Genomic DNA, 21,950 nt, shown 5'->3' with positions numbered 1-21,950 from the left:
TCGCCAAATTGCCAATGGCGTCGTCGAGCATCCCGGAAACCGCATTGCCGCCCTGACAGATGACATCCAGGGGAACGCACTCGGCCATGTCAGACCCCGGCCCATGCGATGAAGCCGCTCATGTCGCTGAGCGGGGCAACGTCGTTTATGAGCTGTCCGGCATCGGAAACCTTGACTTTCCAATCCCCATCGAGCCACTGAAGCGGAAGAACTGCGTGAAACAATTTTCCGCCGGAGGTTTGAAAGGCCAGGTCAACGTTGGCTTCGGTGGGCGTGTACGACTTGAGCAGGAACCCGCGTACCTGAACGGTGTCAGTTGAGCCGGTGGAAGGATCCAACGTCGTTGCTTGCTGTTTGGCTGCGTCCCGCCCAGCACCGGGGGTCATGAGCTTGTCTGCCAGTTTGATATTCATTTGCTGTGACTTGGACGAGCCAAGGGCCACCAGGTTGACGGCAGAGTAGACGGCGCCGGTTGGCGAGTGAGCAAAGCAGGACCTGAATCCGCTGGTGTCCGTCAGCCCCGGCCCGAATGTCTTGGGGTCAGTGGGGGCTGCCATTTTGCCGACGAGTTCCCACTTGGACTTCGGTGCTGCGCCCAGAGCCGTCTCCGTGCTTGAGGGCAGCCCGCAAACACTCTTTCCCGCCGCGTCGGCTGACTTTGATGGCGTCGAGGAGGCGCCGGCCGCTGATGAGGCCGGGGCGGGCTGGGCGGTGCTGTCTGCCTTGGGGAGGAAGAAAATCACGACGACGGCGGCGAATAGTGCGACGACCAGGGCGGCCGAGATGATGAATCCGGGCTTGGTGAACGGGTTGCGTTCGGTACTGCTTTGGGTGGATTCGCTCATGATGAACCTCTCCGGTAGTTGCGGGTTTAGACGAAGGCGCGGACGATGCCGGAGGCGCCAGTGATGATGATGCAGCCGGCCAAGACCCAGCCGAGTTTGCCGATGGACTCGCCGCCTTCGCCGCGGCGGAGCTGGATGACCATGCCGATGCCGACGATGATGACGCCCAGGACGCCGAGGACCAGGCCGATGCCGGAGGCCCAGTTCAGAACAGTCAGCAGGCCTTTGGCCTGTTCCGGAACGGTGGGCGTCGGGTTCGGAATGACGCTTGCTGCAAATGCGGAGAAGGAGTTCATGGTGAGACCTTTCAGTTGGTGGTGCTGGGTGTGTCGGTAGACAGGGCGGCTAAATCAGTAATGAAGCGTTGGTACTCGCGGGCCGGCGGTGGGGACGTGGATTCCCCGTGTCGCCAGGCTTCGACCCAGGGCAGGGTCCAGGACCGGGGGGCTCCCCCGCCGACGATGGTGGTGAAGTCCCGCAAGGGTTTGGGCGAGTTCCCCGGCGCGTCCGCCAGAACGGCGAGGCCGAGCAGATCAACCGCGGGCGCCGCGCCTGATGCCCACTCGGTCAGGGCGCTCCGGGCCGCTGTCAGGCCCCGCATGTCTGCACGGCAGACCAGCAGCACCCGGGGCCTACTGCCGTCCTGGAGGACGGGCCAGCAGTGACCGGTCGCCTGCGCCCCGCCGATCAGATCAGCGATGCGGCTTTCGCCGGATCCCCCGTGGGCCCCGGTGACCCACAGTGCTGCGGAGCCTGCCAGTGTGCGGCGGCCAAGCCGGTCTGCGGCGTCCGGTTCGACCATTCCCCTCAGAGGTTCACTGATCACGGCCGCCGGCGGCACGTGAGCTTCCGGGGCTGCCGTGTCCGCGCCGTCGGCCGGAGCCGGGCGGGTAATCCAGGGGTTCAGGGACTGTTGCATGCTTGCCTCCTTTCAGAGTCCGTGGTGGGTGGTTTAGAAGCCGGCAGCGACGGCGGCCGCGGCCGCCAGCCATGCCCGCTGAGTGGCGGGCTGGAGGGCTTCATAGCGGATAGGTCCGTTGACCAGGGCCGGATCGTAAGGAATCCGGACGACCGCCCGGACGAACGGGGCGAAGCCGTCAGCAATCCGCCGCGCCTCGTCCTTGGCCCGCTTCAGCGCCTCGCCGCTCATGCTGCGCTTGGCGTCGGTGGACTCCGAGACGATGACAACGGCGTTGCGGGCCAGCTCCGCGTCATGGCCGCCGCGGGATTCCAGGGTCTGCAGCGTCAGACGTGCGGCTTCTGCGCGGTCCTCAATGGCTGTCACCGGGACCACGAGCTGGTTGGTGTGGTCGATCATCCGCCGCCAATTCGCGGCCCTGGCCGTGTTGCCCGAATCCATGACCACGAGCCGGTAATAGCGGGTGAGCACCTGATGGGCGATGTCGACTTCCTCGGCCGTGACTTCATGGTCGCCTTCCTCGTTTTCATCCGAGCGCAGGACGTCGAATTTGTCGGCGGTCTGGTGGTGGACGAACTTGGCGATTTCGGCCGCGTTTGTGGACGGGGAGAGCAGTTCGGTGGAGGCGTCGATCAGGTCCAGGACGCTGCGGTCGTGGGAACCCTTTTCCGTCCGCCAGCCGAGGGTGCCCTGGGATTCGTTGTTGTCCCACGCGACCGTGGCCGCGCCGCTGTATCGGGCGAGGATGGCCGAGAGCATGACCACGGTGGGGGTCTTATTCGCCCCGCCCTTGCGGTTGACCACCGCAATCGTCCGGGGGCCGGGCCAGTGCTGGCTGACCGTGCGGATGTCCTCGCGTTCGGTGAGTTCTTCCGCCGAGGGATCCATCCGGAGCCCCAGTCGCGTGAGTGTTCCGCGCCAGCCCTGTGTAGCCGGTTCCAGCACCGGGGCGCTGACCAGGAACGAGGTTTCCTTCAGGCTGCGCCGGATCGGAGCGGCTTCCTCAACAACGGCAGCTGTCTGCGGTTCCGGGGTGGCCGTCGCGGGGGCAGGCGGCCACGGTCGGGCGTCCACCGATGCTGCCGTGGCAGTGGCAGGAGCGGCCGCAGGCTCCGGTGCGGGTGCGGGGACGGTATCAATGACGGCCGGCGCTACGCTCGCAGGTGTGGTCTCGGGGGCTTCTGCCCGGCGGCGGGCCGGAGCGGGCTCGTAGGAGACGGATTCGATCTTGTTGTCCGGGTGGACGATGAGTTCGCCGTGCCCTTCGGGGTCCTCGATGCGGACCCGCACGGGGCGCTGGAGGGTCTGTGCTTCGCCCACGATGAGGGCCAGGGCGTTGCTGCGGAGTTCCTGCACGGAGTCTCCGCCAGGGACGATGCGGGAGTTGCCCGCGACGACGACCTCGGCGGTGCCGTTGTCCCGGACAATGGCGCGGATGTTGGGAAAGGCCATGACTTCGGTTGGTGTAGTGCCCATGAGCTTCTTCCTTACGTGTGTGGGATGGAGGTGCGGCGGTTAGGACGAGGGCGGGGTGAGGCGGTTGGCCTTCCAGGGGGCGTCCTTGCCGGTGCGGAGCAGCTGCACCGTGTAGGTCCCGGCGTTTGTGGGGACCGCTGCCATGACGCCGAAGCCGTTGGTTTCATCGACGCTTAGGGTGGCGGCCCCGGTGACGCGGGATGCGGGGATGTTGGCCGGGTCCACTGCCGAGTAGTCGGCGGTGGCCTGCGGGGTCAGCCAGCGGGCCAGGTCATTGGCCCACTGCTTGTCCTCCACGGCGGGGCGGGCGAAGTCCGTCATAGCGTTCTCTGCGACGTGCATGGCTTCGTCCTTGCTGGCCTGATCCCAGGTAACGCCGATGGTGGCGGGGATAGTGCCGCCCGGCGCCTGGGGTCCACTGTTGGCGCTCAGCGAGACCGGCGCGGATGAAATGGGGCTGGCGGCCGCTGATGCCGACGGCGCTGCCGTGGTGTTGCCTGCCGGTGCGCACGAAACGCAGAGCAGCGCCACACCGATCAAGGTCACGGGCTTTTTCACTTCTTCTCCTCTTGGGTGGGCAGGTACAGGAAAGCTGAGGGGACAGAGTTGGTCACTGTCCGGGTGTAGTAGCTGTGGTCCGCCGGGGCAGGGTTGCCGTTGTAGCCCTCTTCGACGTAGGTGCCGTTGTCTTTGACTTCCTTGACTACGGCGACGTGGCCGAAGTTCGGGTCCGCTCCCCCGGCCCCGGGTGCGTACCAGACAACGGCACCGACCCGGGGCGTGCTGCCTGCGGGCCAGCCCTTGGCATCCCAGCCGGCCTTCCACGTCAGGGCCGAGCCGAGGCCCTGCCCATCCGGGCGGAACGTGCCGTTGAGGAACTTGAACGGTGCGCCGGTTGAACCCATCTGCTGGTTCACCCGCCACAGGGCGAAGTCCACGCACTCGCGGTAGTACATGCCCAGCGGGGACGTGCTGGCCGCGTTCGCACCGATCTGCAACCAGGTCGGAGAGTTCTTCCACGGGTAGTCATCCCCCGCGCCGGATTGTCCGGGGATGGCGCAGTCGCTGCCCTGCAGGGAGAACTTCGAGTTCGAGAGCGCCTGAACGAGTTTGACGGCCTCAGGCCAGTACCTCTGGTAGTGGTACGGGTCGGCGTTGCGCTGGACCTTGTTACCGGCAAGGCTCGGTTCCAACAGCTCCCAGCCGTCGACCTTCTGCAGGGCCCTCACGAAGTTGACCGCGCTGATGGTCGGGCTTATGCGGTCCGCGTAGGAACCCCAGGCGCCGTTATCCCGCTGCTGAAACAGACCCCGGGAATCCGGACCTGCCCCGTCGCCGATGTCCAGAACGCGCAGGCCGGACTCCCCCAGGGCCGCCATCATGCTGATCATCTGGCCCTTGGCCGATAGGTTCAGGGTCTTACCGGCATTTATGATCGCTGCAGCGTTCGTCAGCTGCTCAGTGGAGTATCCGTCGACCTTGGTGTCGTCGCTCATCGACACGGACACGGCGGGGCCGCAATCGGCGGGATCCGGAGTCGGCTCGAAGAGCAGAACGATCGACAGGACCAGACCCAGGAAGATCGCCGGCACGATAATCGCAGTGCAGATCAACAGTCCCGTCGGCTTCATGCCGGCCACAGAATCGGACTGTTACTAACTCTTTTGCTTAGTAATAGAGTGAGGCGGCGAAAGAAGCATTGGTTCGTCATTGCGTCAGGCAAGATGGATCCATGCCGAGCTTGATTCGACCCAAACTGCCGCCCGGAGTTGAGGTGGCAATCGGTCTCATGGGCAACCGTGCCCGGGTAGATATCCTGCGCCGCCTGTCGATGCTTGGCCCATCGACCATTGGGCGACTGCAGGCTGCGGTGGATATCAGCCGACCAAGCCTGAACCGCCACCTCGATTTTCTCGCCGAGGCGGGTCTGGTGCAGACCGATCCTCCGGCAGGTATGCGCCACGGCAAGGATGTCGTCTATATGGTTCAATCCTCTCGTGTCCGAGAGTTGACCCAGGAGTACATCAGTTATGTCGAAGGCCTGTGACCATGACCGCCCCGGGGCGGGGCGGCCGTACGCCGGTGCTCGGCGGCGGGTCGTACGACTTATCGTGGTGGGCACATGTCCACGATAACAGGATTGAAACATGTTTCAACCATGATTCAGTCCTGTTCGGAGTCGTTGCTTTCGTAGGCGTCCACATCGTCCAGGAGTGCGTTGATCGCCTCGAGGGTCTTAATGTCGATGTCGCCGAGAGTTCGGGCCGCGATGTTCTTCAGCTTGTTCCGGCGCATCTTCTTCAGGAGCTGCAGCTCCCGCTCAATCCGTTCCGGGAGTTCACCGGATTCATCGGTCAGGTATGCCGGTTCCACGTTGAAGAATTTGGCCATCGCGACCAGGGCTTCTTTGGGGACGGTATCGGGCGACTCACCGGTGCGAATTCGCCACCAGCGCGTTCGAGAAAGCTCGTACCCGTTTTCGCGCACGCCTGCCTGGATGTCGGCGAACTCATAGGGTTCTCCGCCTTCGGCTACCACGACGTCCAGTAGGAGGTTCACCTTGCGAGCAAGGGTCTCCGCCCGCTCTAGCCGATCGCGGGGACTGTCACCGCCAACCATAAATTCAACCCCATCCAATTTCATTCGCTGTTTGCCGCAGCTTGTTCTCCGGCCGAGCCCGGCGGGAACCAATATTCGTACCAGCGGCGGACAGCTAGATTCCACCCTACCGGGTCGGAATTCCATTCTTGTGTGTGTCCGGAACAGTCGAACTCCACGAGTTCGATCCGGTCTTTATGTGCTCGCGCGAAGCGAGCGGAAGTTTCAAAAGGAACGGACCAGTCATTCCTATTGTGGAGGATCAGGACCGGGATACTCAGGGCCCCCTTGAATCTGGCCCGGTCAGGACAGCGCACCTCCAACGGACCCTCGAGGCCGGCCAGTCTGCTGAATCCCCTGCGCGCCAGAAGTCGGGCTATGAGTGAGCCAAGGAGTCGTGGACAGCGTTGATGGCGGGCGTTGGCACGCAGCACGTCCTCCCAGACCAATACCGGCGCGACCATAATGAGGCCCTTGATCATCTCTGCCAACGACGACCGCTGCACTGTATTTAGAGCCATCGTTGCCCCGAGTGACCAGCCGAACACCACACATTCAGTTCCACCGCGCTCCGCAACAAACCGAAGAGCTGCTTCTAGATCACGCCACTCGGATTCGCCCAAGTGCGATCTAGCGTCCCCTGAGCGAGGGCCCTCGCCGTCATTGCGATATGAGATGACCAATGAGCTGAGTCCTACACGCGATGCACTCTCAACCCCACGCAGCGTCTGCGCCCGGGCACTTCCTTGCCCATGGACATGAATGGCCCAGCGGCCAGTTCCCCGGTCGATCATCCACGCAGGGGCTGGGCCGAGAGCTGTCTCGACAAAAGTCTCGACCACGTCAGCGGCAACGGACGATGGATCGACCGAGACAATGCCACTCCACCTTCCCCTCGACTCCAGGGACAGGCCCGCGGGCCGATGAAGGAGGCCCCGTGTGACTTTGCCGGCACGGGCGGATATGACCGGACCGATGACGGCCGGAGGGCCGCCTGTCGAGAGCTGCAGGCCGAACTGCCCAGGCGCCAGCGTGTGTCTCGTGGCCGGGAGCTCGATCTCGTTATCGGAAATTGCCAAAGGGACGATGTCATAGCGGCGTCTGTTCGTCGCTGAAGTCGCCTGACGGGCGGCCCATGCCGCACCGGCGAGGGCGCCCGCCGCACCAAGTAAGCCGCTCCAGGCAACAGCCTTCAGCGGGGACGCCACGACAGCCGCTCGAGGTGGTCGGATGCGCTGGCTAGTTTTCCCAGGCCCTCGGCGCCAATTCTGTCTCTTACTTCGGGATCCCGGGCCAAGGAGTCCTGGATCTCCACAATCATGCGGTGCAGCTCGCTGCGCCTGCGGTCCGGGCGTTTCGGAACCACACCAAGGTCCAGCGTCAGACCGGCATTTCCGGCCACTGCCTGTCCCCAGACAGGTTCCAGGCCCGCAAGCACTGAGCTGGTTCGGGCCGTTTCGTAGATGGCAGTGACTTTGCGGCTGGCGGGAGGCAAAGCCATACCGGTGCAAAGAAAAAGGAACGTAGTCGAATTCAACACCGTATAGATCCCGGACAAAGCGGAGAGTGCCTCAACCATACCGAGCACGTGAAGTGCATCGAGTACGAGCACATCAACGACGAACAGAACGGCGGACAGGCATCCCAAGCCAACGAGCGCGAACGCTACGGTGTAGATTCCGGTGCTCCAAGCCTTCCGAAAACGCACGCAGGTCCAGCCTGCTGCGGCCATGACCGCGCCTATGTAGAAATATTGTCCGGCCGAATACAGGGCCGCCGCCCACTGCCCTCCGTAGTCCCGCATGAACGACGTCGACGAAACTGGAGCATCGATCAAGATGAACAGGATGGTTGCCGAAATCGCCGTGCCCACAAGTCCTGCTCTGGCCGCAACCTCGTACGAGGATCTCCTGCCGTAGGATGCCGGCTGTGCGGCCCGATGAATAGCCCGGGCTAGAAAATAGACACCCGCCAGCAGGAGAAGGTTTGCTCCCAAGTCCGCATAGTTCCTCCCGCCGACCCACCCGTCTGCGAGCAGGTAAACAGGGTTAATATTGAGGACCATGGACACGGAAATCAGCACCGAGGCCCATAGAATGCTGGTGTCTTTACCCTGGCCGCGTGATGCGATGACGACGAGCGTCAGGCTGATCATCAGCCCCGCTGCGATGATCTCCATCAGCCGAAGACGTCCTCGAAGGCGCCCGGTTCACCAGGCCCCGCCCTCAAGGCCTCAGCCATGAGATCGGCAAGGTACTCGGCCGTGGCCTCTTCCAAGGTCCGGAACTCGGTCCGCATGAGGGCCCTGCGTACAATCTCCGGAGACAGGCCACGAAAGCCGCTCTTCAAGACGGTACCCGCACCGGGCGTTGTGTCGTGGCCCAGGACCATGTGAGCAAGTTCGTGAAGAATGAATTGCTGACGCTGCAGCTCCCAGGGCGTCGGGGGATGAAACACCCACTCGATCTTCGCCCCCGGCAGCCACAGACCACAGATGGATGTGCCGACCAACTTCTCGGTGGCACGAATCCGGATCCGCTTGCCGCGGATGTCTTCGATGACGCCCAGGAGCAGACTCAAAGTCAGGCCGCCTGGCAGTTCCAATGCGGCGAATGCACCGGACGCATCGCGGAAGGCCTGTTCAGACGTAGTTACAGGCAAGGAACGCAGAGCTTGCGTCACAACAACATGACCCTTCGATAGCTTCAATGGGGATAGACTAGCTTGAAACATGTTTCAAACATGTTTTAGTCTGGTTTAGGGTTCACCATTTCCCGGGTAGAACGGGCCCAACCTTATCAAGAGGGACTCAGAAGTGCTTGTCATCGTCACGAGAAGGAGGGCCGTCCGTGGTCGACACCGGTATATGTACGCCGCCCACAACTTGCGTCCAAACGCAGCAGTCCCGACGGCGTTCTTTCAGTTCCGCGGGGCCGCCGAAGGCGGGCTCATGTCGGCACGGTGGGCAGCGACACCGCCGGGGAGGTAGGGTTTCAGCGCGGATCGACAGGGCGCGAGATCAGTGCGGAACGACACGCGGGACCGTTTTCTGTAAACAAATCCCCGAATGCCCCTGAAGGCAGTGCTATTTTCGATTCAGTCGATAGCTGTAAACAGAAACCTCACAGTGATCGACTGCAAATAGCACCCAGCGATGAAGCAGCCACAACCCTAGGTTGTGCGAGATTCAAAGGACATGACCATGAGCGCAGTAATCAATCGTGGAGGCGGACGGCCCAGCAAGGGCCTCCGCAAATACATTGGCTTCCGCACGCAGGCCAAGACCGCGGAGGACGTTCAAATGATCGCTGCCGCTAAAGGTATGACGGTCACTGACTACGTTTCATCTGCCGTCGACCGGTCGCTTCGCGAAGATCTGGCGTTGCTGAATCATTTCGCGCACCAGGAGGAACTGCCCATCCGCATAGCCTCATAACAGAAGAAGGCCCGCACTAGGCGGGCCTTCGAAGCTGAAGATCAACGATCCGGGAAGCTTGCCGGCGAACAGATCGTAAATCGGATGGAAGACCTTCACAGGCCTTCAATTGTGTTGCAAAACCGATCCTGCAAGATCGGCCCTCAGTCATTCCCTGGACAGGAACAGAATCATCGTACAACAGCACGCCCGCGTGCTGCCAGCCAAATACGGCGCTGGCGTGTCGCACGGGCCATCCTCCACGAACAGCCCCGCCCAGGCGTGGGCTGCCTTGGCTCCTCTTATCGCAGGTCAGCCGAGGGTCCGCCTCTCTAGGGATGCCGGTAAGACGTATCCGCAGAAACACGAGCGAGCCCTCACTGAGGCGCTCCCCACGTTCCCTGCGGCGGTCCGGATCTTTGGGAAGGACGGAACGTGCAAGGCGATATTCCTGGACTTTGACTCCTCGGTCGAAGGTATCGACTGGGTCGAAGCCGACGTCCGCGCCGTCCAGACCTGGCTACATTCCTGCGGGGCGCGGTGGATTGAGGACTACTCCCCCAATGGCGGCCGGCACGTCTACATTCCGCTCGAGAAGCGGGTGACCTTCTCCGAAGCGCGTGATCTTGTCGAGGCTCTGGGCACCCGGTACCGGAGCCTGGACAAGACCCCGCACCAGAACCTTCTGCATGGCTGCATGCGTACACCAGGCTCCCCGCACAAGCGCGGCGGCCACCAGGAACTCGCCATGAGCCTGAACATGGCCTACGACATAGCCCGCAGGCCCAACTCCGCCAAGGTCTGGGCTGCCATGAACGCCGACCTCGCCGGGGAGATCGCCGGAGTCAAGGCATTGCGTCTCGAAGGGACGACTACGCCGGCTGCAGAGGCGCCCCGGATCCAGCACTCCACTGGGCGGATGTCCCGGACGATGCAGCTGATGGCCCAAACCGGGCTGTACGACACGAACCGGTATGTCTCCGATTCCGAGGCGCGCCAAGCCATCGTCACGGGGGCCGCGGCCGCCGGCATGGAACTGACCGAGGTCGAGCGCCGGATGATGCAGGGGACTTGGCCCGGCTTGGCCTCCTTTTATGCCCGTTACGCTTCCCGCCACCGGGTTCCGGCACTGCGAAGGGACTGGCTGAAGGCAGTCACCTATCTGCGCAAAAACCGCCAAACACGGGCGGGAAAGAACAATGCCCGTAATTCCCCCACAAGCCAGCCAAATACACAGCCCCCTGTAATACAAGGGGCTCCGCTCTCATCGAATCCCGATGCTGAGCAGCGGTTCATCCGTTCCTGGAGGAACGGACTCAGACTCAAGGAACGGAGCTACACGGAATCCAGGACGGGGCTGGCCCGCAGAATGGTGCTCAGGGCGCTGGGCGAGGCAGCCCACATGACGGCGTCCAGGTTCATTGAATTCGGGGATCGGTCCATCGCTGTGGCCACCGGCCTTGACCACACCACCGTGGGCTCACACCTTAGGGTGTTGAGAGCAGAGGACGATCCCCTCGTGACTCTGGTTGAGCAGGGCCGGGGCACTAAAGGTGACCTCTACATGCTCACCGTCCCGGAGGACGTAAAAACCGCGGCCGAGGACCTGACATGGCGCAAGGGAAAGATTCATGCCCTGCGCCCCGTGTTTAGAGAGTTAGGTCTGCCGGCGGCATTTGTTTACGAAGCGCTGGAGCACTCTCCCGGCCTGTCAACGGCTGAGATAGTGAAGCTGACCAGGCTCTCCCGAACAGCTGTCACTGAAGCGCTCGAGGTGATGGCCGCGTGGAATATGATCGCCCGCGACACCGCAAGGGTTTGGTCCGTGGTGGCTACGACGTCGCTGAAGGATCTCGCCGAGCATTTCGGCGTGTTGGAAGCCGTCGCTGCGCAGCTGCAGCGCTACCGGATCGAACGGATCCTATGGAAGGAATGGCTGTCCAAGAACGTCAACACCGTCGCGGAGCTCCTCTCCCCTGGTGAAGACTATCCGTGGGAGGCATTTGAGGGCCCACCGGATGAGTGGTCGCTCGCGGACTTGGCGTTCACCATGGCCGGGTAAGTTCGGCGTCGGAGGGCTGCGGACTTTCATGCATGCATGAAAGTCCGCACGCAAGCCTGACCCCCGCCACTCTCCTAGTTCTGCCCCCAGCGGGACTTGATGGCCTGCTCGATCGCTTCACGGACTGAGATGCCCTCATCTTCGGCGGCTGAGTACAGCACGTCAATGACTTCCTGGGACAGGCGTGTGCTCAGCGGAAACGTTACCTCGCGGCGCGTGGTCTTCCGGTTCGCGGTCGGCTTGGGGGCCTTCGTCGACTTTGACGCCTGGCGCGGCGGAGCCTGCTTCGGGGCAGCAGGGGCAGCAGCCTGAACGATGGGCTCGGCCACAGAGGCCTGGAGGGGGTCGGGGACGGGACTAGGAGCGGCATCCGGGGCCACTGCTTCCACTCCCCCGGCGGCCAAGGCCGGATCTTCAGTCTTCACCAGTGCCGGCGCCGCAGCCACCGGCGAATAATCGACCGGGTCGACCTTCTCGTCAGGGGCGGGCCGCGGCGTACGGCGCAGGACTGCCGGGCGGTCCTTCAGGTCTTCGCTCATCGGATGATCTCCTTCATCAGCTCGTTGTAGGCGTCCACGACGGGCTGGCCCTTGCGGTACTCGCCATACCATTCCTGCGTCATGCGCATCTCCTGAACGATAGTCCGGTGCGGAACCAGCGGGGTGAGCAGCATTCCGGTCTCGCGGAGTTCTTCGATGCTGGCCACCGCGATGCGGGACATGACAGTCGAGGCGACGGCACCGACGACGATGCCGACCTCGTGCAAGTTGTCCGGGGCTCCAATGCGCTTACGGGACATTCGGAACTGCTCGACGCTCTTGCGGGCGCCGGCCACGCCGTCCACCCCGTCGACGGTGGCCCCGGCGGCGTACACGATCGTGTCGGCGGCGTTCAGCGCCGAGAGGGTGAGCGGGCCGCCCTGGCGGTTAGGGCAGTCGATGATGACGACATCGGCGTCAATCCCGATGAGCGAGGTGCGCAGGCGCAGTTCGGCATGGTCAGCGCGGTCTGCTTCACGGTTGGAGACGCTGCGGGCAGACGGAACGACACGTAGGTTCGGGAACCAGCTCGACTCCACCGCGAGGTCCTGGGCCCAGCCTTCCGGATCCGAGTCGCCAAGGATGGCGCCGACGTGGAGGCCGTCCTCTTTAGGCTCGATACCGATCCACTTGCTTGCCGCGGCACGCGGGTCGAGATCGACGAGTACAACTTTGCGTCCTGAAGAGGCGGTGACAGCTGCCAGGGACACCGCTGTTGTCGTCTTTGTGGCACCGCCAGACTCGCTGTAAACCATGATTGTTTGCATGCTTGAAAGCCTTCCGGATCCATATGTGCGTTACAAGGAGCCACGCCGATTACTCCTCCGCTGTGATCAAGCTGGCATGAAAGCCAGCTGTCTTGCTTGCATGCATGAAAGGCAGAATGCATGCAAGCAACGAGCCGAAATCCCCAGTCGCTCTTGGTTGTGGGCATGCAATCCCGGTAGTTAGACAATTGCGCCGATGCGGATTTTCATTGTCATGAATTGACAAGGCAAAGGCCGTTGTGGGCATCGTTGCAAGCAAGCAAGCAAGCAAGCAAGCAAGCAAGCAAGCAAGCAAGCAAGCAAGCAAGCGGGAATGCCTGAATGCATGGATGCATGCATGAAAGACAACGCCCACCACGGAGGCGCCGGGATGACTGCGGTGTCTGCTAAGACCATCGCTCGTCCCCGCCGCGCCCTTTCGGCGCATACGGACGCTTTGCGGGTTCGATGGTGTTCGTAAGTGAAATAGTGTTGAGGTCAAAGGCAGGCGTTGGCTTGGGGGAGACGACAGCATCAATCTCGAACGAAGGACCCCCGTTGGCCCGTAAAATCCATGTCCAGCTGATCGATGACATTTCAGGTGAGGACGCGCAGGAAACCCTCCGGTTCTCCCTTGACGGCGCCGACTACGAAATCGATCTGGCAGAGGAGAATGCAGCCGGATTGCGCGCGGCCCTGGCACCGTTCATCGCCCACGGTCGGCGCGTCCGCAGCGTCCCAGGGAGCCGGAGCACCAGGACCGTACCATCCAGCCGGGAAGAGACTCAGAAGATCCGTGAGTGGGCCATAGCCAATGGGTACAGCCCGAATGCCCGCGGACGCATTAGCGAGGACATCAGAAAGGCCTACGACGATACCCACTAAGCAAACGGTAGGGGCAGATTTGTCTGCGTCAGCCCTATTTTGTTGTTGCCCGGCCGCGGTGCGGTCAGTCAGTCGATCCGGTTCGTCCCCCGTCCTCAAAGGCAAAGGAATCAGTGCCTCCGACATCGGCAAGATGCTCGGAGTCTCCCGCGCCACTGTCTATCGATATCTTCTCTAGGCAGTACGGTTCCTAGCGTTGAGAGACGACCTGGAGCGTAGCGCTTAGGGCACAGCCATGCCGTCAGCCTCAATGCCCTGCACGAGTTCGTGAATTCGTTTCAATCGAGGTTCCACGACTTTGCTCCTTCGCGTTGCTGGCAAGGGCCAGAACCGGCTCATGGCCCCAAGTGCGCCCTACAGTACGCCGGGCCGTCGTGCTGTGAAAGATCCTGGTGACTCATCAAATGTACGGGGCCGGGCAGAAGAGCCACTGTTCCCTGCCACATCGTCAACTCCTGGGCAGGTGGTCGATCCGCAGGCGGCCGATGCCGGGAAGAAAGCGGCCGACTCGCGAGGCGTAGTCGGTGTACGCGGCGCCGTGTACACCGCGCAGGTAGGGCTCTTCGACCAAGCGCACCTGCATCTCGATCCCGGTGAGCGTGACCGCCAAGCCAGCGATCGCCAGGAGGTTGGGCACCATGAACGCCAAGCCCAGAAACACAGTGGCTGCGGAGGTGAAGACCGGGTTGCGCACCCGCCGGAACGGGCCCGTGGTCACCAGCGCAGTACGTTCAGCCTCGTCGACGCCAATCCGCCAGGAGGCCCCCAACGCCAGCTGGGAATCGAAGGTCGCGAGGATCCCGAGTATCGCCAGCACGATGCCCAGACCGTGCACGACCGGGTGGGCGGCGACGGCAAGCGGGGGCATGCCGGCCATGGCGGCGACCGGGGCGCCGAGCCCCACCATCAGGTATCCGAGGTCGGCCAGGGCAAGCCCCCACCACCCCCACGAGCGCCGGGGCATCAACCTCTGGCGGTTCCCCCAGTCGCCGGTGCGGCGTCGCTGGATCAGCGAGCGGACACCGGTGAGCAGTATGAAAGCAGCGAACATGGCAAAGGCGGCGAGGGCCATCAGCCACTCCTGGCCGGTACGGGCTTGGCGGCCACACCGAGCAGGTAATCGCCGGAGATCCGGGTGACCGAGCCGAGCACCACGAGCCCGCGGTGGGCCAGTTCGTCGAGGAACTGCTCGGCGGTGAACCGGTGCTCGGTGGGGTGGTCGAACAACCGCTGATAGATCGGACGGGCCAGGGCGTGGGCTGTGACCTCCTCGAAGTAGAACCTCCCGCCGGGCGCCAGGACCCTGCTGACCTCGGCGATGGCCGCGCGCCAGTCCGGGATGTGGTGGACGATCCCGAAGTCGAACACCGCGTCACAGCCGCCGTCGCCAGCGTTCAGCGCGGAACGCAAGTCGGTCGCGCTGCCTTGCGCCAGTGACACCCGATCTCCGTAGCCGGCAAGGCGCCGCCCAGCGAGCTCGATCATCGCCGAGTCCAGATCCACAGCGTCCACCCTCGCGGCGCCGAACCGCTCCAACACCAACTGGGAGCCGTAGCCGGAGCCGCAGCCGATCTCCAGCGCCCGCGCCCCAGGCAGCAACCGGCCGCCGAACCGCAGCAGCACCTGGATCTCATAGAAACGCTGGAGCCACCGTCGAGGCATCGAATTCACCAGGGGAGTCTCCGGGCGGTTCATCAACATCGCAATCCGTCCCATCGTCCAATGTGACTATTATCGGGTCCGGACGTTCCAACTGAGTGAGCCGATGACACTTCATTTTTGGACGATGGACGGGGCCAGTGACCGGCTCCTGGCCGCCGCTCCGATACTGATGCTCGTGCAGGTGCTCCTGCTCCCGGTGTTCCTGTGGGCCTTCATCGGCCCCGACGTGGCTGCGACGATTGGAAGAGGCTTGACTCTTAGGAGGTTTCCTTCAGTGCGCCGCTGATGAGGGCTTTGAGGGTGCTTTTCTCGGCGAGGCCGAGGACCCGGGCGCTGACCCTGCCCTGCTTGTCCAGCACGAGCGTGGTGGGCACTGCCCGCGGAGGAACGTGATCGGCGAGGGCGAGCAGGATGCTGCCGTCGGCGTCGTTGAAGCTGGGGTAGGTGGTGCCGAAGGTTCGTTCAAAGGCCGCCGCGGTGGCGGCGGTGTCGCGGACGTTGATCCCATAAAACGCCACGCCGTCGTTCTTGAATTCCTGGTGCAGGGCTTCCAGGTCGGGGGCTTCCTTGCGGCAGGGCGCGCAGGCGGCGTACCAGACGTTCAGGACCGTGACGTTCCCTCTCCAGCCGGCAGAATTGATGACCGATCCGTCAAAGAGCTTGCCGGTCATTTCAACGGCTGGTGCCCGGGTGTCGGCGGTGTATTCAGAGACAGAGCCGTCCCCGGCGATGTAGTTCTTGTTGTCCCCGGCCCTGGCCTGGGCTGCCAGCGAGTCCGGGGCCGCGCAGCCGGCAAGGAGGATCGCGGCGGACGCCGCGCCCAGCAGGAGGCTGCGGCGTCCGGGGAGAGACGCGTTGGTCGGAAGTGCGGGTCTGTGAGTGTTCATATGCTGGTTCTTCCGGGTCAGACGGGGGTGGTGATGGTGGCGGCGAGGTTCTGCAGCTGGTAGATCCAGAGCATCCAGACCCCGGAGACCATCAGGACTCCGACGAGGATGAGCAGGGAACCGCCGATGATGTTGAACGTGCGGATGTGCCGGCGGACGAAGCCCAGAGTCCTGGTCACCCAGTTCAGGCCCAGAGCCACCAGCACGAAGGGGATGCCCAGCCCCAGGCAGTACAGGAATCCCAGCAGAGCCCCGCGCCAGGGGTCACCGGTGGTGGTGCTCAGCGCCAGGACGGCACTGAGGGTCGGCCCCATGCACGGGGTCCATCCGAGACCGAAGACGATGCCGAGCAGCGGGGCTCCGGCGATGCCGGTTCGGGGCCTGAAGGAGAGTTTCCGGGTGGTTTGCAGGAACGCGAAACCGCCGACCAGGACCAGGCCCATGAACACAACGAAGACGCCCAGGACACGGATCAGTGTGTCCTGCCACTGCACGAGCCAGCCGCCGATCACGCCGAACGCCGCCCCGTAGACAGTGAAGACCGCGGCGAATCCGAGGATGAACAGTCCGACGCCGGTCAGGACCCGGCGCCGGTTGTCCGGCCGGGAGGGATCGGCCAGTCCGGAGACGTAGCCCAGGTACCCGGGCACCAGCGGAAGGATGCATGGAGAAATGAACGACACAGTCCCTGCGGTCATGGCCAGCGGCATCGCCACCAACAAGGCTCCTGACTGCACCATCTCGGCGAAATATCCGCCAATGCTCATCGGTGTCTCCTCGGTCAATGTCTGAAGCTCTGCCAAACCGGCAACAGCATCGCCCCGCCCACCGGTTGAGCGAAGGCCGCACTCATGTCCGGGGCTCTACGTGTGGAAGCGTTCGAAACTCCGGCGAGCGTCGCGGCGGCCCTTTCGACGTTACAGCATGACGGCGATGACATCATTAATATGCGCTATCATCGTCATATGACGATTGAACCTGTGGTTTCCGCTGATCCGTGCAGCCAACTCAGTCCAGCCGCGGCGCTGTTCCATTCCCTCGGGGACCCGACCCGCTTGAGCATCGTGAAGCGCATGGCCGGCGGCGAGGTCCGCGTCGGTGACCTCACTGCAGAGCTGGGCCTGGCCCAGTCCACCGTCTCTGCCCACGTCGCATGCCTGCGCGATTGCGGCCTGGTGGAAGGCCGGGTGCAGGGCCGCAGCGTGTACTACTCACTGTCCCGCCCGGAACTGATGGACATGCTCGCCCAGGCCGAGGTCCTGCTTGCCGCCACCGGCAACGCGGTCAGCCTGTGCCCGAACTACGGCACCGGCAGCACCGGCGCCGCCCTGACGAAGGAGAACGCACAATGAGCGACGCCTGCGGCTGCAGCGACGAGAAGACAGAGACCGGCGAATCCGAAGAAGCGGAGGAAGCCGTAGGTTTCTGGCAGGTCACCGAGGTCCGGGCGGCCGCGGTTTCCGGTGCGCTGCTCCTCGCGGCGTGGATCGCTTCGCTGGTTGGAGCGCCGCAGTGGTTGACGCTTCCGTTGGAGATCGGGGCGCTCCTGGTGGCCGCGTGGACGTTCGTTCCCTCCACCCTCCGCCGCCTCGTTAAGGGGAAAATCGGGGTCGGCACGCTGATGACGATCGCCGCCGTCGGCGCTGTCGCCCTCGGGGAGTTCGAGGAGGCGGCCATGCTGGCCTTCCTCTACGCCATCTCCGAGGGCCTGGAGGAGTACTCGCTTGCGAAAACCCGCCGTGGCCTGCGCGCCCTGCTGGACCTTGTCCCGGCCGAGGCGACCGTCCTGCGCGGCGGCACCGAGGTCACGGTCGACCCGGCAGAACTCGTCCTCGGGGACCGGATGGTTGTCCGGCCCGGGGAACGTCTGGCCACCGACGGCAGGATCCTCACCGGCCGTACCTCCCTGGACACGTCGGCGCTGACCGGTGAGTCCGTCCCGGTCGAAGCCGGGCCGGGCAGCGAGGTCTACGCCGGGTCGATCAACGGCACCGGCCCGCTCGAGGTCGAAGTGACCAGCACAGCGGAGAACAACTCGCTGGCACGGATCGTGCACATCGTGGAGGCCGAGCAGTCCCGCAAGGGCCCGGGCCAGCGCCTGGCCGACTCCATCGCCAAGAAGCTCGTCCCGGGCATCCTGATCGCCGCGGCCCTGATCATCGTCTTCGGTTTCATCGTCGGCGAACCGCTGCTGTGGTTCGAACGCGCCCTCGTCGTCCTGGTCGCGGCCTCGCCCTGCGCCCTGGCCATCTCCGTCCCCGTCACTGTCGTCGCTTCCGTCGGTGCAGCCAGCCGCATCGGCGTGCTCATTAAGGGCGGCGGCGCCCTGGAAACCCTAGGCAAAATCCGCACCATTGCGCTGGATAAGACCGGAACGCTCACCCGGAACAAGCCCGCCGTGATCGAGGTCGCCGCGACGGGAACCGCCACCAGGGAACACGTCCTGGCTTTGGCTGCCAGCCTGGAGGCCCGCAGTGAACACCCGCTAGCCCGCGCCATCCTCGCCGCCGCCGAGGACCGGGCGGCAGTCACGGATGTCGACACCGTCCCCGGCGCAGGCCTGACAGGCCTGCTCGAGGGCAGGACCGTCCGCCTCGGCCGGCCGGGCTGGATCGACGCAGGCCCCCTGGCCGCCGAGGTCGAGCGGATGCAGCACGCCGGCGCAACCGCCGTCCTGATCGAGGACGACGGCCAGGTCATCGGAGCTGTCGCGGTCCGTGACGAGCTGCGGCCCGAAGCCCGGGAAGTCATTGCCCGGCTGAGCGCCTCCGGCTACACCACGGCCATGCTCACCGGAGACAACCTCATCACGGCCACAGCGCTGGGTAAGGCCGCAGGCATCACAGAGGTCCACGCCGACCTCCGGCCCGAGGACAAAGCAGACATCATCCGCACGCTCCAGGGCCGTGCCCCCACCGCCATGGTCGGCGACGGCGTCAACGACGCCCCGGCCCTGGCGACCGCCGACAGCGGCATCGCCATGGGTGCGATGGGCACCGACGTCGCGATCGAAACCGCGGACATCGCCCTGATGGGTGAGGACCTGAACCACCTTCCCCAGGTCCTCGATCACGCGCGCAGGACCCGGAGCATCATGCTCCAGAACGTCGGCCTGTCCCTGCTGCTGATCGCGGTACTGATACCACTGGCGCTGTTCGGCATGCTCGGACTGGCCGCCGTCGTCCTCATCCACGAACTGGCCGAAATCGTCGTGATCGCCAACGGCGTCAGGGCAGGCCGGATCAGCCGCAAGACCACGTCCAACGCCGCCAAGCCCACCCCGGCGCTGGAACCGGCAGCGTGAGCGCCGAAACCGCTGTGCCGGACGCGCCCGCCCGGCAGGCCCGACGGTCCAGGACGGTGCTGCTTCTGGTGGCAGCCGTCCTGGCCGCAGCCGACCTGGTTGTCAAAGCCGTAGCCGAAGCGCTGCTCTCCACCGGCACGACGACCGATTTGGGACCGATCAACATTAGGCTGCTCTATAACCGCGGTGTCGCGTTCAGCCTCGGCGCGGACCTGGCACCGTGGATTGTCATCGCCGCCACCGGCCTGATCATTGCGGCCCTGATCTGGTACACCGTCTCTTCGGCCCCATCGATGACCGGCCTCTCCCGGGCAGGAGCGTCCCTGCTGCTCGGAGGCGCCGTCGGGAACTTCATCGACAGGCTCGACGGGCAAGGGGTCGTGGACTACCTCCACAGCGGCTGGTTTCCCACCTTCAACCTCGCCGACGTGTTCGTCACCACCGGAGTAGCCCTCCTGGTCCTCGGCACCGTGCTGTCGCCGCGGGCACGGACCGGCGACTAAGCCCTCTTCCGCCCTTCACCGGCCGCGCTGGCCTTGGAAAGGATGCACTCATGCTTGCCACCATCGCGGCCGCAGCGGCCATGTTCGCCGCCACCAACATCGACGACATCGTCGTTTTGACCGTCCTGTTCCTGGCCTCCGCGAAAGGGCGGCCCCGGCCCTGGGAGATCGTCGGCGGGCAGTATCTGGGATTCATCACCCTGGTCGGCATCAGCGTTCTGGCTGCCCTTGGGCTGGCGCTTGTCCCGGACGAATGGGTGGGCTGGCTCGGCCTGGTCCCCCTGTTCATCGGGGTGGCCGGGCTGATCCGTTTCCTGCGCAAACGCGGGGAAGAGGAAGCGGAAGGGGCCGTCAGCGCAGTCGGCCTGCTCAGCGTCGCCGGCATCACCATCGCCAACGGCGCGGACAACATCGCCATCTACACCCCGATCTTCCGCACCATGCGGCCTCAGGACACCGTGGTAACCATCATTGTGTTCCTCATCCTGGTCGCCCTCTGGTGCGCGCTGGGACGTGTTGTGGGAACCCACCCGAAAGTCACTGAGACCCTCGAGAAGATCGAACACTGGCTGGTCCCTGCGGTGTTCATCGGGCTGGGTTTGTTCATCCTCCTCAGCTCCGGCGTCATCACCCGGCTGTTCAGTGCCTGAGCAGTACGAGTCACCGGGACGAAACATCGCCAGGGTCAGGAGGAACCATGAGGGAAACACCGTTTGGGCTGTTGCTTGATGCCCGTGCCGCCCGGAAACAGGGCAGTGCTGCGATCCTGCAGCGCCAACGGAAGCGGCTGTCAAAGATGGTGACCTACGCACGGACATGCTCACCGTACTACCGCGGGCTCTATCAGGGCCTGCCGGCCCTGATCACCGACCCGGGCCTGCTGCCTGTGACGACGAAGGCCGGACTGATGGCCCATTTCGATGAGTGGGTCACCGACCCTGCCGTGACACTGGAGGGAACGCAGTCGTTCATCGAGGACCCGTCGCTGGTGGGTGAGAAATTCCTCAACCGCTACACGGTCGCTACGACGTCCGGGACGACCGGCACCCGGGGAGTGTTCCTGCTTGACACCAGAACCCTGGCCGTGGCCAAGGCCCTGACGTTCCGAATGCTCAGTTCATGGCTCACCACAGCCGACATCATAGGGATCATCCGCGGGCGCGGGCGGATAGCCATGGTCATCGCCACCGGCGGCCACTTTGCCTCCGCGGCGGCCGCGGCCGCGCTCCGAAAGGGGCCAGGCCGGCAGAGCGTGGGCGTATTCCCGGTCCAGACGCCGATACCGGACCTCGTCGCCCAGCTGAACAGCTTCCGCCCGGCCCTTCTTGCCCCCTACGCCTCCACCGGCCGGTTGCTGGCGTCCGAGCAGGAAGCAGGACGACTGAATATCCAGCCCGCTGTCGTTATTCTCTCCGCCGAGGGACTGCCCGCGGGAGAGTACGCCAGGATCAGCGCAGCGTTTGGATCCAAGGTCCGTCAAGGCTATGCAGCGACGGAATGCCCCTTCCTGAGCTACAGCTGCCAGGAAGGCTGGCTCCACGTCAACAGCGACTGGGCCATCCTGGAACCGGTCGATGCAAACCATGAACCCGTCCCTCCCGGGCAGCCCTCGCACACCGTGCTGCTGAGCAACCTGGCCAACCGCGTTCAACCCGTCCTGCGCTACGACCTCGGCGATAGCGTCACCGTAATGGCCGCCCCCTGCCCGTGCGGGGACCCGACGCCGGCCATCCACGTGCAGGGACGAACCGCAGAGCTGCTGACCCTCCAAGGGAATGACCGGCTCCCCGTCTCAGTAACACCCCTTACGCTGAGTACGGTGCTCGACAGGGTCCAGGGTCTGAGTAAGGGCCAGATTGTCCAGACAGGACGCGAAAGCCTCAGCCTCCGACTGCAGCCCTCCGCTGGCGCGGATCCCGAGAGCGTCTGGGAAGCCGCCCGCTCCGAAATCACCCGCGTGTTGACGAGTCATGGTCTGGGCAACGTCACCATCACCAGGGACCCCGGGCCACCGCGACTCACTCCAGGCGGCAAGCACCGCACGGTCGTCCCGCTGCCCCCGTAGAAGGGCAGACCGGTCCTGTCCTTCCCGCAGATCTTCGGTCCTCT

Annotated in this window: 25 protein-coding genes; 10 read left to right on the top strand and 15 right to left on the bottom strand. The window is 64.2% G+C overall.

Features of this window, described 5'->3' with window-relative positions:
- Positions 1 to 89 precede the first annotated feature (89 nt).
- The 6 genes from AR539_RS09620 to AR539_RS09595 are packed head-to-tail and all read right to left on the bottom strand — an operon-like array spanning position 90 to position 4,871.
- Complete coding sequence (locus AR539_RS09620; RefSeq protein ID WP_066435406.1) at positions 90 to 845, bottom strand: hypothetical protein; 756 nt, start codon at positions 843 to 845, stop codon at positions 90 to 92.
- Positions 846 to 871: 26 nt separating this feature from the next.
- Entirely contained in the window at positions 872 to 1,141 is a 270-nt protein-coding gene (locus AR539_RS09615; RefSeq protein WP_066435403.1) for a TrbC/VirB2 family protein, read from the bottom strand.
- Between the two features lie 11 nt (positions 1,142 to 1,152).
- Positions 1,153 to 1,764 (bottom strand): DUF6668 family protein, encoded by a 612-nt coding sequence (locus AR539_RS09610; protein ID WP_066435394.1) that lies wholly within the window; start codon positions 1,762 to 1,764, stop codon positions 1,153 to 1,155.
- A 33-nt stretch (positions 1,765 to 1,797) separates the two neighbouring features.
- The gene (locus tag AR539_RS09605; protein ID WP_066435392.1) at positions 1,798 to 3,240 is read right to left on the bottom strand and encodes a chromosome partitioning protein ParA; all 1,443 of its coding nucleotides are present in this window, start codon (positions 3,238 to 3,240) and stop codon (positions 1,798 to 1,800) included.
- Positions 3,241 to 3,279: 39 nt separating this feature from the next.
- The gene (locus tag AR539_RS09600; protein ID WP_066435389.1) at positions 3,280 to 3,798 is read right to left on the bottom strand and encodes a hypothetical protein; all 519 of its coding nucleotides are present in this window, start codon (positions 3,796 to 3,798) and stop codon (positions 3,280 to 3,282) included.
- A complete protein-coding gene (locus tag AR539_RS09595) occupies positions 3,795 to 4,871 on the bottom strand; it encodes a CHAP domain-containing protein (RefSeq protein WP_066435385.1) in 1,077 nt (358 codons plus the stop codon). The genes AR539_RS09600 and AR539_RS09595 overlap by 4 nt, the downstream gene beginning before the upstream one ends.
- A 101-nt stretch (positions 4,872 to 4,972) precedes the next feature.
- Here AR539_RS09595 and AR539_RS09590 point away from each other — a divergent pair, with 101 nt between their 5' ends.
- On the top strand, positions 4,973 to 5,287 hold the full coding sequence (locus tag AR539_RS09590; protein WP_082699284.1) for an ArsR/SmtB family transcription factor: 315 nt from the start codon (positions 4,973 to 4,975) through the stop codon (positions 5,285 to 5,287).
- A gap of 116 nt (positions 5,288 to 5,403) precedes the next feature.
- Here the strand turns inward: AR539_RS09590 and AR539_RS19700 are convergent, their stop codons facing one another.
- From AR539_RS19700 to AR539_RS09575, 3 genes are all read right to left on the bottom strand, one after another.
- Positions 5,404 to 5,799: a hypothetical protein gene (locus AR539_RS19700; protein ID WP_066435373.1), complete on the bottom strand. Its 396-nt coding sequence runs from the start codon at positions 5,797 to 5,799 to the stop codon at positions 5,404 to 5,406.
- Between the two features lie 1,231 nt (positions 5,800 to 7,030).
- The gene (locus AR539_RS09580; RefSeq protein ID WP_066435366.1) at positions 7,031 to 8,017 is read right to left on the bottom strand and encodes a hypothetical protein; all 987 of its coding nucleotides are present in this window, start codon (positions 8,015 to 8,017) and stop codon (positions 7,031 to 7,033) included.
- Complete coding sequence (locus AR539_RS09575) at positions 8,017 to 8,520, bottom strand: hypothetical protein (RefSeq protein WP_157360964.1); 504 nt, start codon at positions 8,518 to 8,520, stop codon at positions 8,017 to 8,019. The genes AR539_RS09580 and AR539_RS09575 overlap by 1 nt, the downstream gene beginning before the upstream one ends.
- A 520-nt stretch (positions 8,521 to 9,040) precedes the next feature.
- On the opposite strand from AR539_RS09575, the gene AR539_RS09570 reads away from it, so the two are divergent.
- Together AR539_RS09570 and AR539_RS09565 are read left to right on the top strand one after the other, a co-directional pair.
- Positions 9,041 to 9,274: a hypothetical protein gene (locus AR539_RS09570; protein WP_066435362.1), complete on the top strand. Its 234-nt coding sequence runs from the start codon at positions 9,041 to 9,043 to the stop codon at positions 9,272 to 9,274.
- A gap of 193 nt (positions 9,275 to 9,467) precedes the next feature.
- Entirely contained in the window at positions 9,468 to 11,315 is a 1,848-nt protein-coding gene (locus AR539_RS09565) for an ArsR family transcriptional regulator (protein ID WP_082699283.1), read from the top strand.
- 74 nt (positions 11,316 to 11,389) lie between these two features.
- On the opposite strand, the gene AR539_RS09560 is transcribed toward AR539_RS09565, so the two are convergent.
- Together AR539_RS09560 and AR539_RS09555 are read right to left on the bottom strand one after the other, a co-directional pair.
- Positions 11,390 to 11,854, bottom strand: a complete 465-nt coding sequence (locus AR539_RS09560) for a hypothetical protein (protein WP_066435360.1) — start codon at positions 11,852 to 11,854, stop codon at positions 11,390 to 11,392.
- Complete coding sequence (locus AR539_RS09555) at positions 11,851 to 12,621, bottom strand: ParA family protein (protein WP_066435357.1); 771 nt, start codon at positions 12,619 to 12,621, stop codon at positions 11,851 to 11,853. The genes AR539_RS09560 and AR539_RS09555 overlap by 4 nt, the downstream gene beginning before the upstream one ends.
- A gap of 537 nt (positions 12,622 to 13,158) precedes the next feature.
- Here AR539_RS09555 and AR539_RS09550 point away from each other — a divergent pair.
- Both AR539_RS09550 and AR539_RS19920 read left to right on the top strand, forming a co-directional pair.
- Positions 13,159 to 13,485, top strand: coding sequence for a histone-like nucleoid-structuring protein Lsr2 (locus tag AR539_RS09550; RefSeq protein WP_066435353.1), 327 nt, complete (start codon positions 13,159 to 13,161; stop codon positions 13,483 to 13,485).
- On the top strand, positions 13,415 to 13,663 hold the full coding sequence (locus tag AR539_RS19920) for a helix-turn-helix domain-containing protein (RefSeq protein WP_442854397.1): 249 nt from the start codon (positions 13,415 to 13,417) through the stop codon (positions 13,661 to 13,663). The genes AR539_RS09550 and AR539_RS19920 overlap by 71 nt, the downstream gene beginning before the upstream one ends.
- A gap of 270 nt (positions 13,664 to 13,933) precedes the next feature.
- Here AR539_RS19920 and AR539_RS09545 read toward each other — a convergent pair whose 3' ends face one another.
- The 4 genes from AR539_RS09545 to AR539_RS09530 form a co-directional block, all read right to left on the bottom strand.
- Positions 13,934 to 14,557, bottom strand: a complete 624-nt coding sequence (locus AR539_RS09545) for a methyltransferase family protein (RefSeq protein ID WP_066435350.1) — start codon at positions 14,555 to 14,557, stop codon at positions 13,934 to 13,936.
- Positions 14,557 to 15,147, bottom strand: coding sequence for a class I SAM-dependent methyltransferase (locus tag AR539_RS09540; RefSeq protein WP_231728579.1), 591 nt, complete (start codon positions 15,145 to 15,147; stop codon positions 14,557 to 14,559). The genes AR539_RS09545 and AR539_RS09540 overlap by 1 nt, the downstream gene beginning before the upstream one ends.
- Before the next feature lie 257 nt (positions 15,148 to 15,404).
- The gene (locus AR539_RS09535; protein WP_066435347.1) at positions 15,405 to 16,034 is read right to left on the bottom strand and encodes a TlpA family protein disulfide reductase; all 630 of its coding nucleotides are present in this window, start codon (positions 16,032 to 16,034) and stop codon (positions 15,405 to 15,407) included.
- Between the two features lie 17 nt (positions 16,035 to 16,051).
- The gene (locus tag AR539_RS09530) at positions 16,052 to 16,744 is read right to left on the bottom strand and encodes a cytochrome c biogenesis CcdA family protein (protein ID WP_231728578.1); all 693 of its coding nucleotides are present in this window, start codon (positions 16,742 to 16,744) and stop codon (positions 16,052 to 16,054) included.
- A 255-nt stretch (positions 16,745 to 16,999) separates the two neighbouring features.
- On the opposite strand from AR539_RS09530, the gene AR539_RS09525 reads away from it, so the two are divergent.
- From AR539_RS09525 to AR539_RS09505, 5 genes are read left to right on the top strand one after another with little or no spacing between them, the layout of a single operon-like run.
- Positions 17,000 to 17,386 carry an ArsR/SmtB family transcription factor gene (locus tag AR539_RS09525; RefSeq protein WP_050055002.1) on the top strand — a complete coding sequence of 129 codons (387 nt, stop codon included), beginning with the start codon at positions 17,000 to 17,002 and terminating at the stop codon, positions 17,384 to 17,386.
- Positions 17,383 to 19,338: a heavy metal translocating P-type ATPase gene (locus AR539_RS09520; RefSeq protein WP_066435343.1), complete on the top strand. Its 1,956-nt coding sequence runs from the start codon at positions 17,383 to 17,385 to the stop codon at positions 19,336 to 19,338. The genes AR539_RS09525 and AR539_RS09520 overlap by 4 nt, the downstream gene beginning before the upstream one ends.
- A complete protein-coding gene (gene lspA, locus AR539_RS09515; RefSeq protein ID WP_066435341.1) occupies positions 19,335 to 19,841 on the top strand; it encodes a signal peptidase II in 507 nt (168 codons plus the stop codon). Before AR539_RS09520 ends, lspA begins: the two co-directional genes overlap by 4 nt.
- Positions 19,842 to 19,891: 50 nt before the next feature.
- Complete coding sequence (locus AR539_RS09510) at positions 19,892 to 20,491, top strand: cadmium resistance transporter (RefSeq protein WP_066435338.1); 600 nt, start codon at positions 19,892 to 19,894, stop codon at positions 20,489 to 20,491.
- A 47-nt stretch (positions 20,492 to 20,538) separates the two neighbouring features.
- Complete coding sequence (locus AR539_RS09505; RefSeq protein WP_066435335.1) at positions 20,539 to 21,906, top strand: CoF synthetase; 1,368 nt, start codon at positions 20,539 to 20,541, stop codon at positions 21,904 to 21,906.
- The last annotated feature ends 44 nt before the right edge of the window (positions 21,907 to 21,950 follow it).

It is taken from the genome of Arthrobacter sp. EPSL27 (assembly GCF_001512305.1).
Taxonomy (GTDB): Bacteria; Actinomycetota; Actinomycetes; order Actinomycetales; family Micrococcaceae; genus Arthrobacter.
Note: the sequence above shows the minus strand (reverse complement) of the source record. Positions and strands in the feature narration are given on the sequence as shown.

Coding starts and splice junctions, on each gene's coding strand:
- AR539_RS09520 (WP_066435343.1), top strand. CDS start 17,383: ATGAGCGACGCCTGCGGCTGCAGCGACGAGAAGACAGAGACCGGCGAA.
- AR539_RS09615 (WP_066435403.1), bottom strand. CDS start 1,141: ATGAACTCCTTCTCCGCATTTGCAGCAAGCGTCATTCCGAACCCGACG.
- AR539_RS09535 (WP_066435347.1), bottom strand. CDS start 16,034: ATGAACACTCACAGACCCGCACTTCCGACCAACGCGTCTCTCCCCGGA.
- AR539_RS09590 (WP_082699284.1), top strand. CDS start 4,973: ATGCCGAGCTTGATTCGACCCAAACTGCCGCCCGGAGTTGAGGTGGCA.
- AR539_RS09540 (WP_231728579.1), bottom strand. CDS start 15,147: ATGCCTCGACGGTGGCTCCAGCGTTTCTATGAGATCCAGGTGCTGCTG.
- AR539_RS09580 (WP_066435366.1), bottom strand. CDS start 8,017: ATGGAGATCATCGCAGCGGGGCTGATGATCAGCCTGACGCTCGTCGTC.
- AR539_RS09605 (WP_066435392.1), bottom strand. CDS start 3,240: ATGGGCACTACACCAACCGAAGTCATGGCCTTTCCCAACATCCGCGCC.
- AR539_RS09505 (WP_066435335.1), top strand. CDS start 20,539: ATGAGGGAAACACCGTTTGGGCTGTTGCTTGATGCCCGTGCCGCCCGG.
- AR539_RS09510 (WP_066435338.1), top strand. CDS start 19,892: ATGCTTGCCACCATCGCGGCCGCAGCGGCCATGTTCGCCGCCACCAAC.
- AR539_RS09620 (WP_066435406.1), bottom strand. CDS start 845: ATGAGCGAATCCACCCAAAGCAGTACCGAACGCAACCCGTTCACCAAG.
- AR539_RS09570 (WP_066435362.1), top strand. CDS start 9,041: ATGAGCGCAGTAATCAATCGTGGAGGCGGACGGCCCAGCAAGGGCCTC.
- AR539_RS09545 (WP_066435350.1), bottom strand. CDS start 14,557: ATGGCCCTCGCCGCCTTTGCCATGTTCGCTGCTTTCATACTGCTCACC.
- AR539_RS19920 (WP_442854397.1), top strand. CDS start 13,415: ATGGGTACAGCCCGAATGCCCGCGGACGCATTAGCGAGGACATCAGAA.
- AR539_RS09560 (WP_066435360.1), bottom strand. CDS start 11,854: ATGAGCGAAGACCTGAAGGACCGCCCGGCAGTCCTGCGCCGTACGCCG.
- AR539_RS09610 (WP_066435394.1), bottom strand. CDS start 1,764: ATGCAACAGTCCCTGAACCCCTGGATTACCCGCCCGGCTCCGGCCGAC.
- AR539_RS09525 (WP_050055002.1), top strand. CDS start 17,000: ATGACGATTGAACCTGTGGTTTCCGCTGATCCGTGCAGCCAACTCAGT.
- AR539_RS09530 (WP_231728578.1), bottom strand. CDS start 16,744: ATGCCGCTGGCCATGACCGCAGGGACTGTGTCGTTCATTTCTCCATGC.
- AR539_RS09595 (WP_066435385.1), bottom strand. CDS start 4,871: ATGAAGCCGACGGGACTGTTGATCTGCACTGCGATTATCGTGCCGGCG.
- AR539_RS09555 (WP_066435357.1), bottom strand. CDS start 12,621: ATGCAAACAATCATGGTTTACAGCGAGTCTGGCGGTGCCACAAAGACG.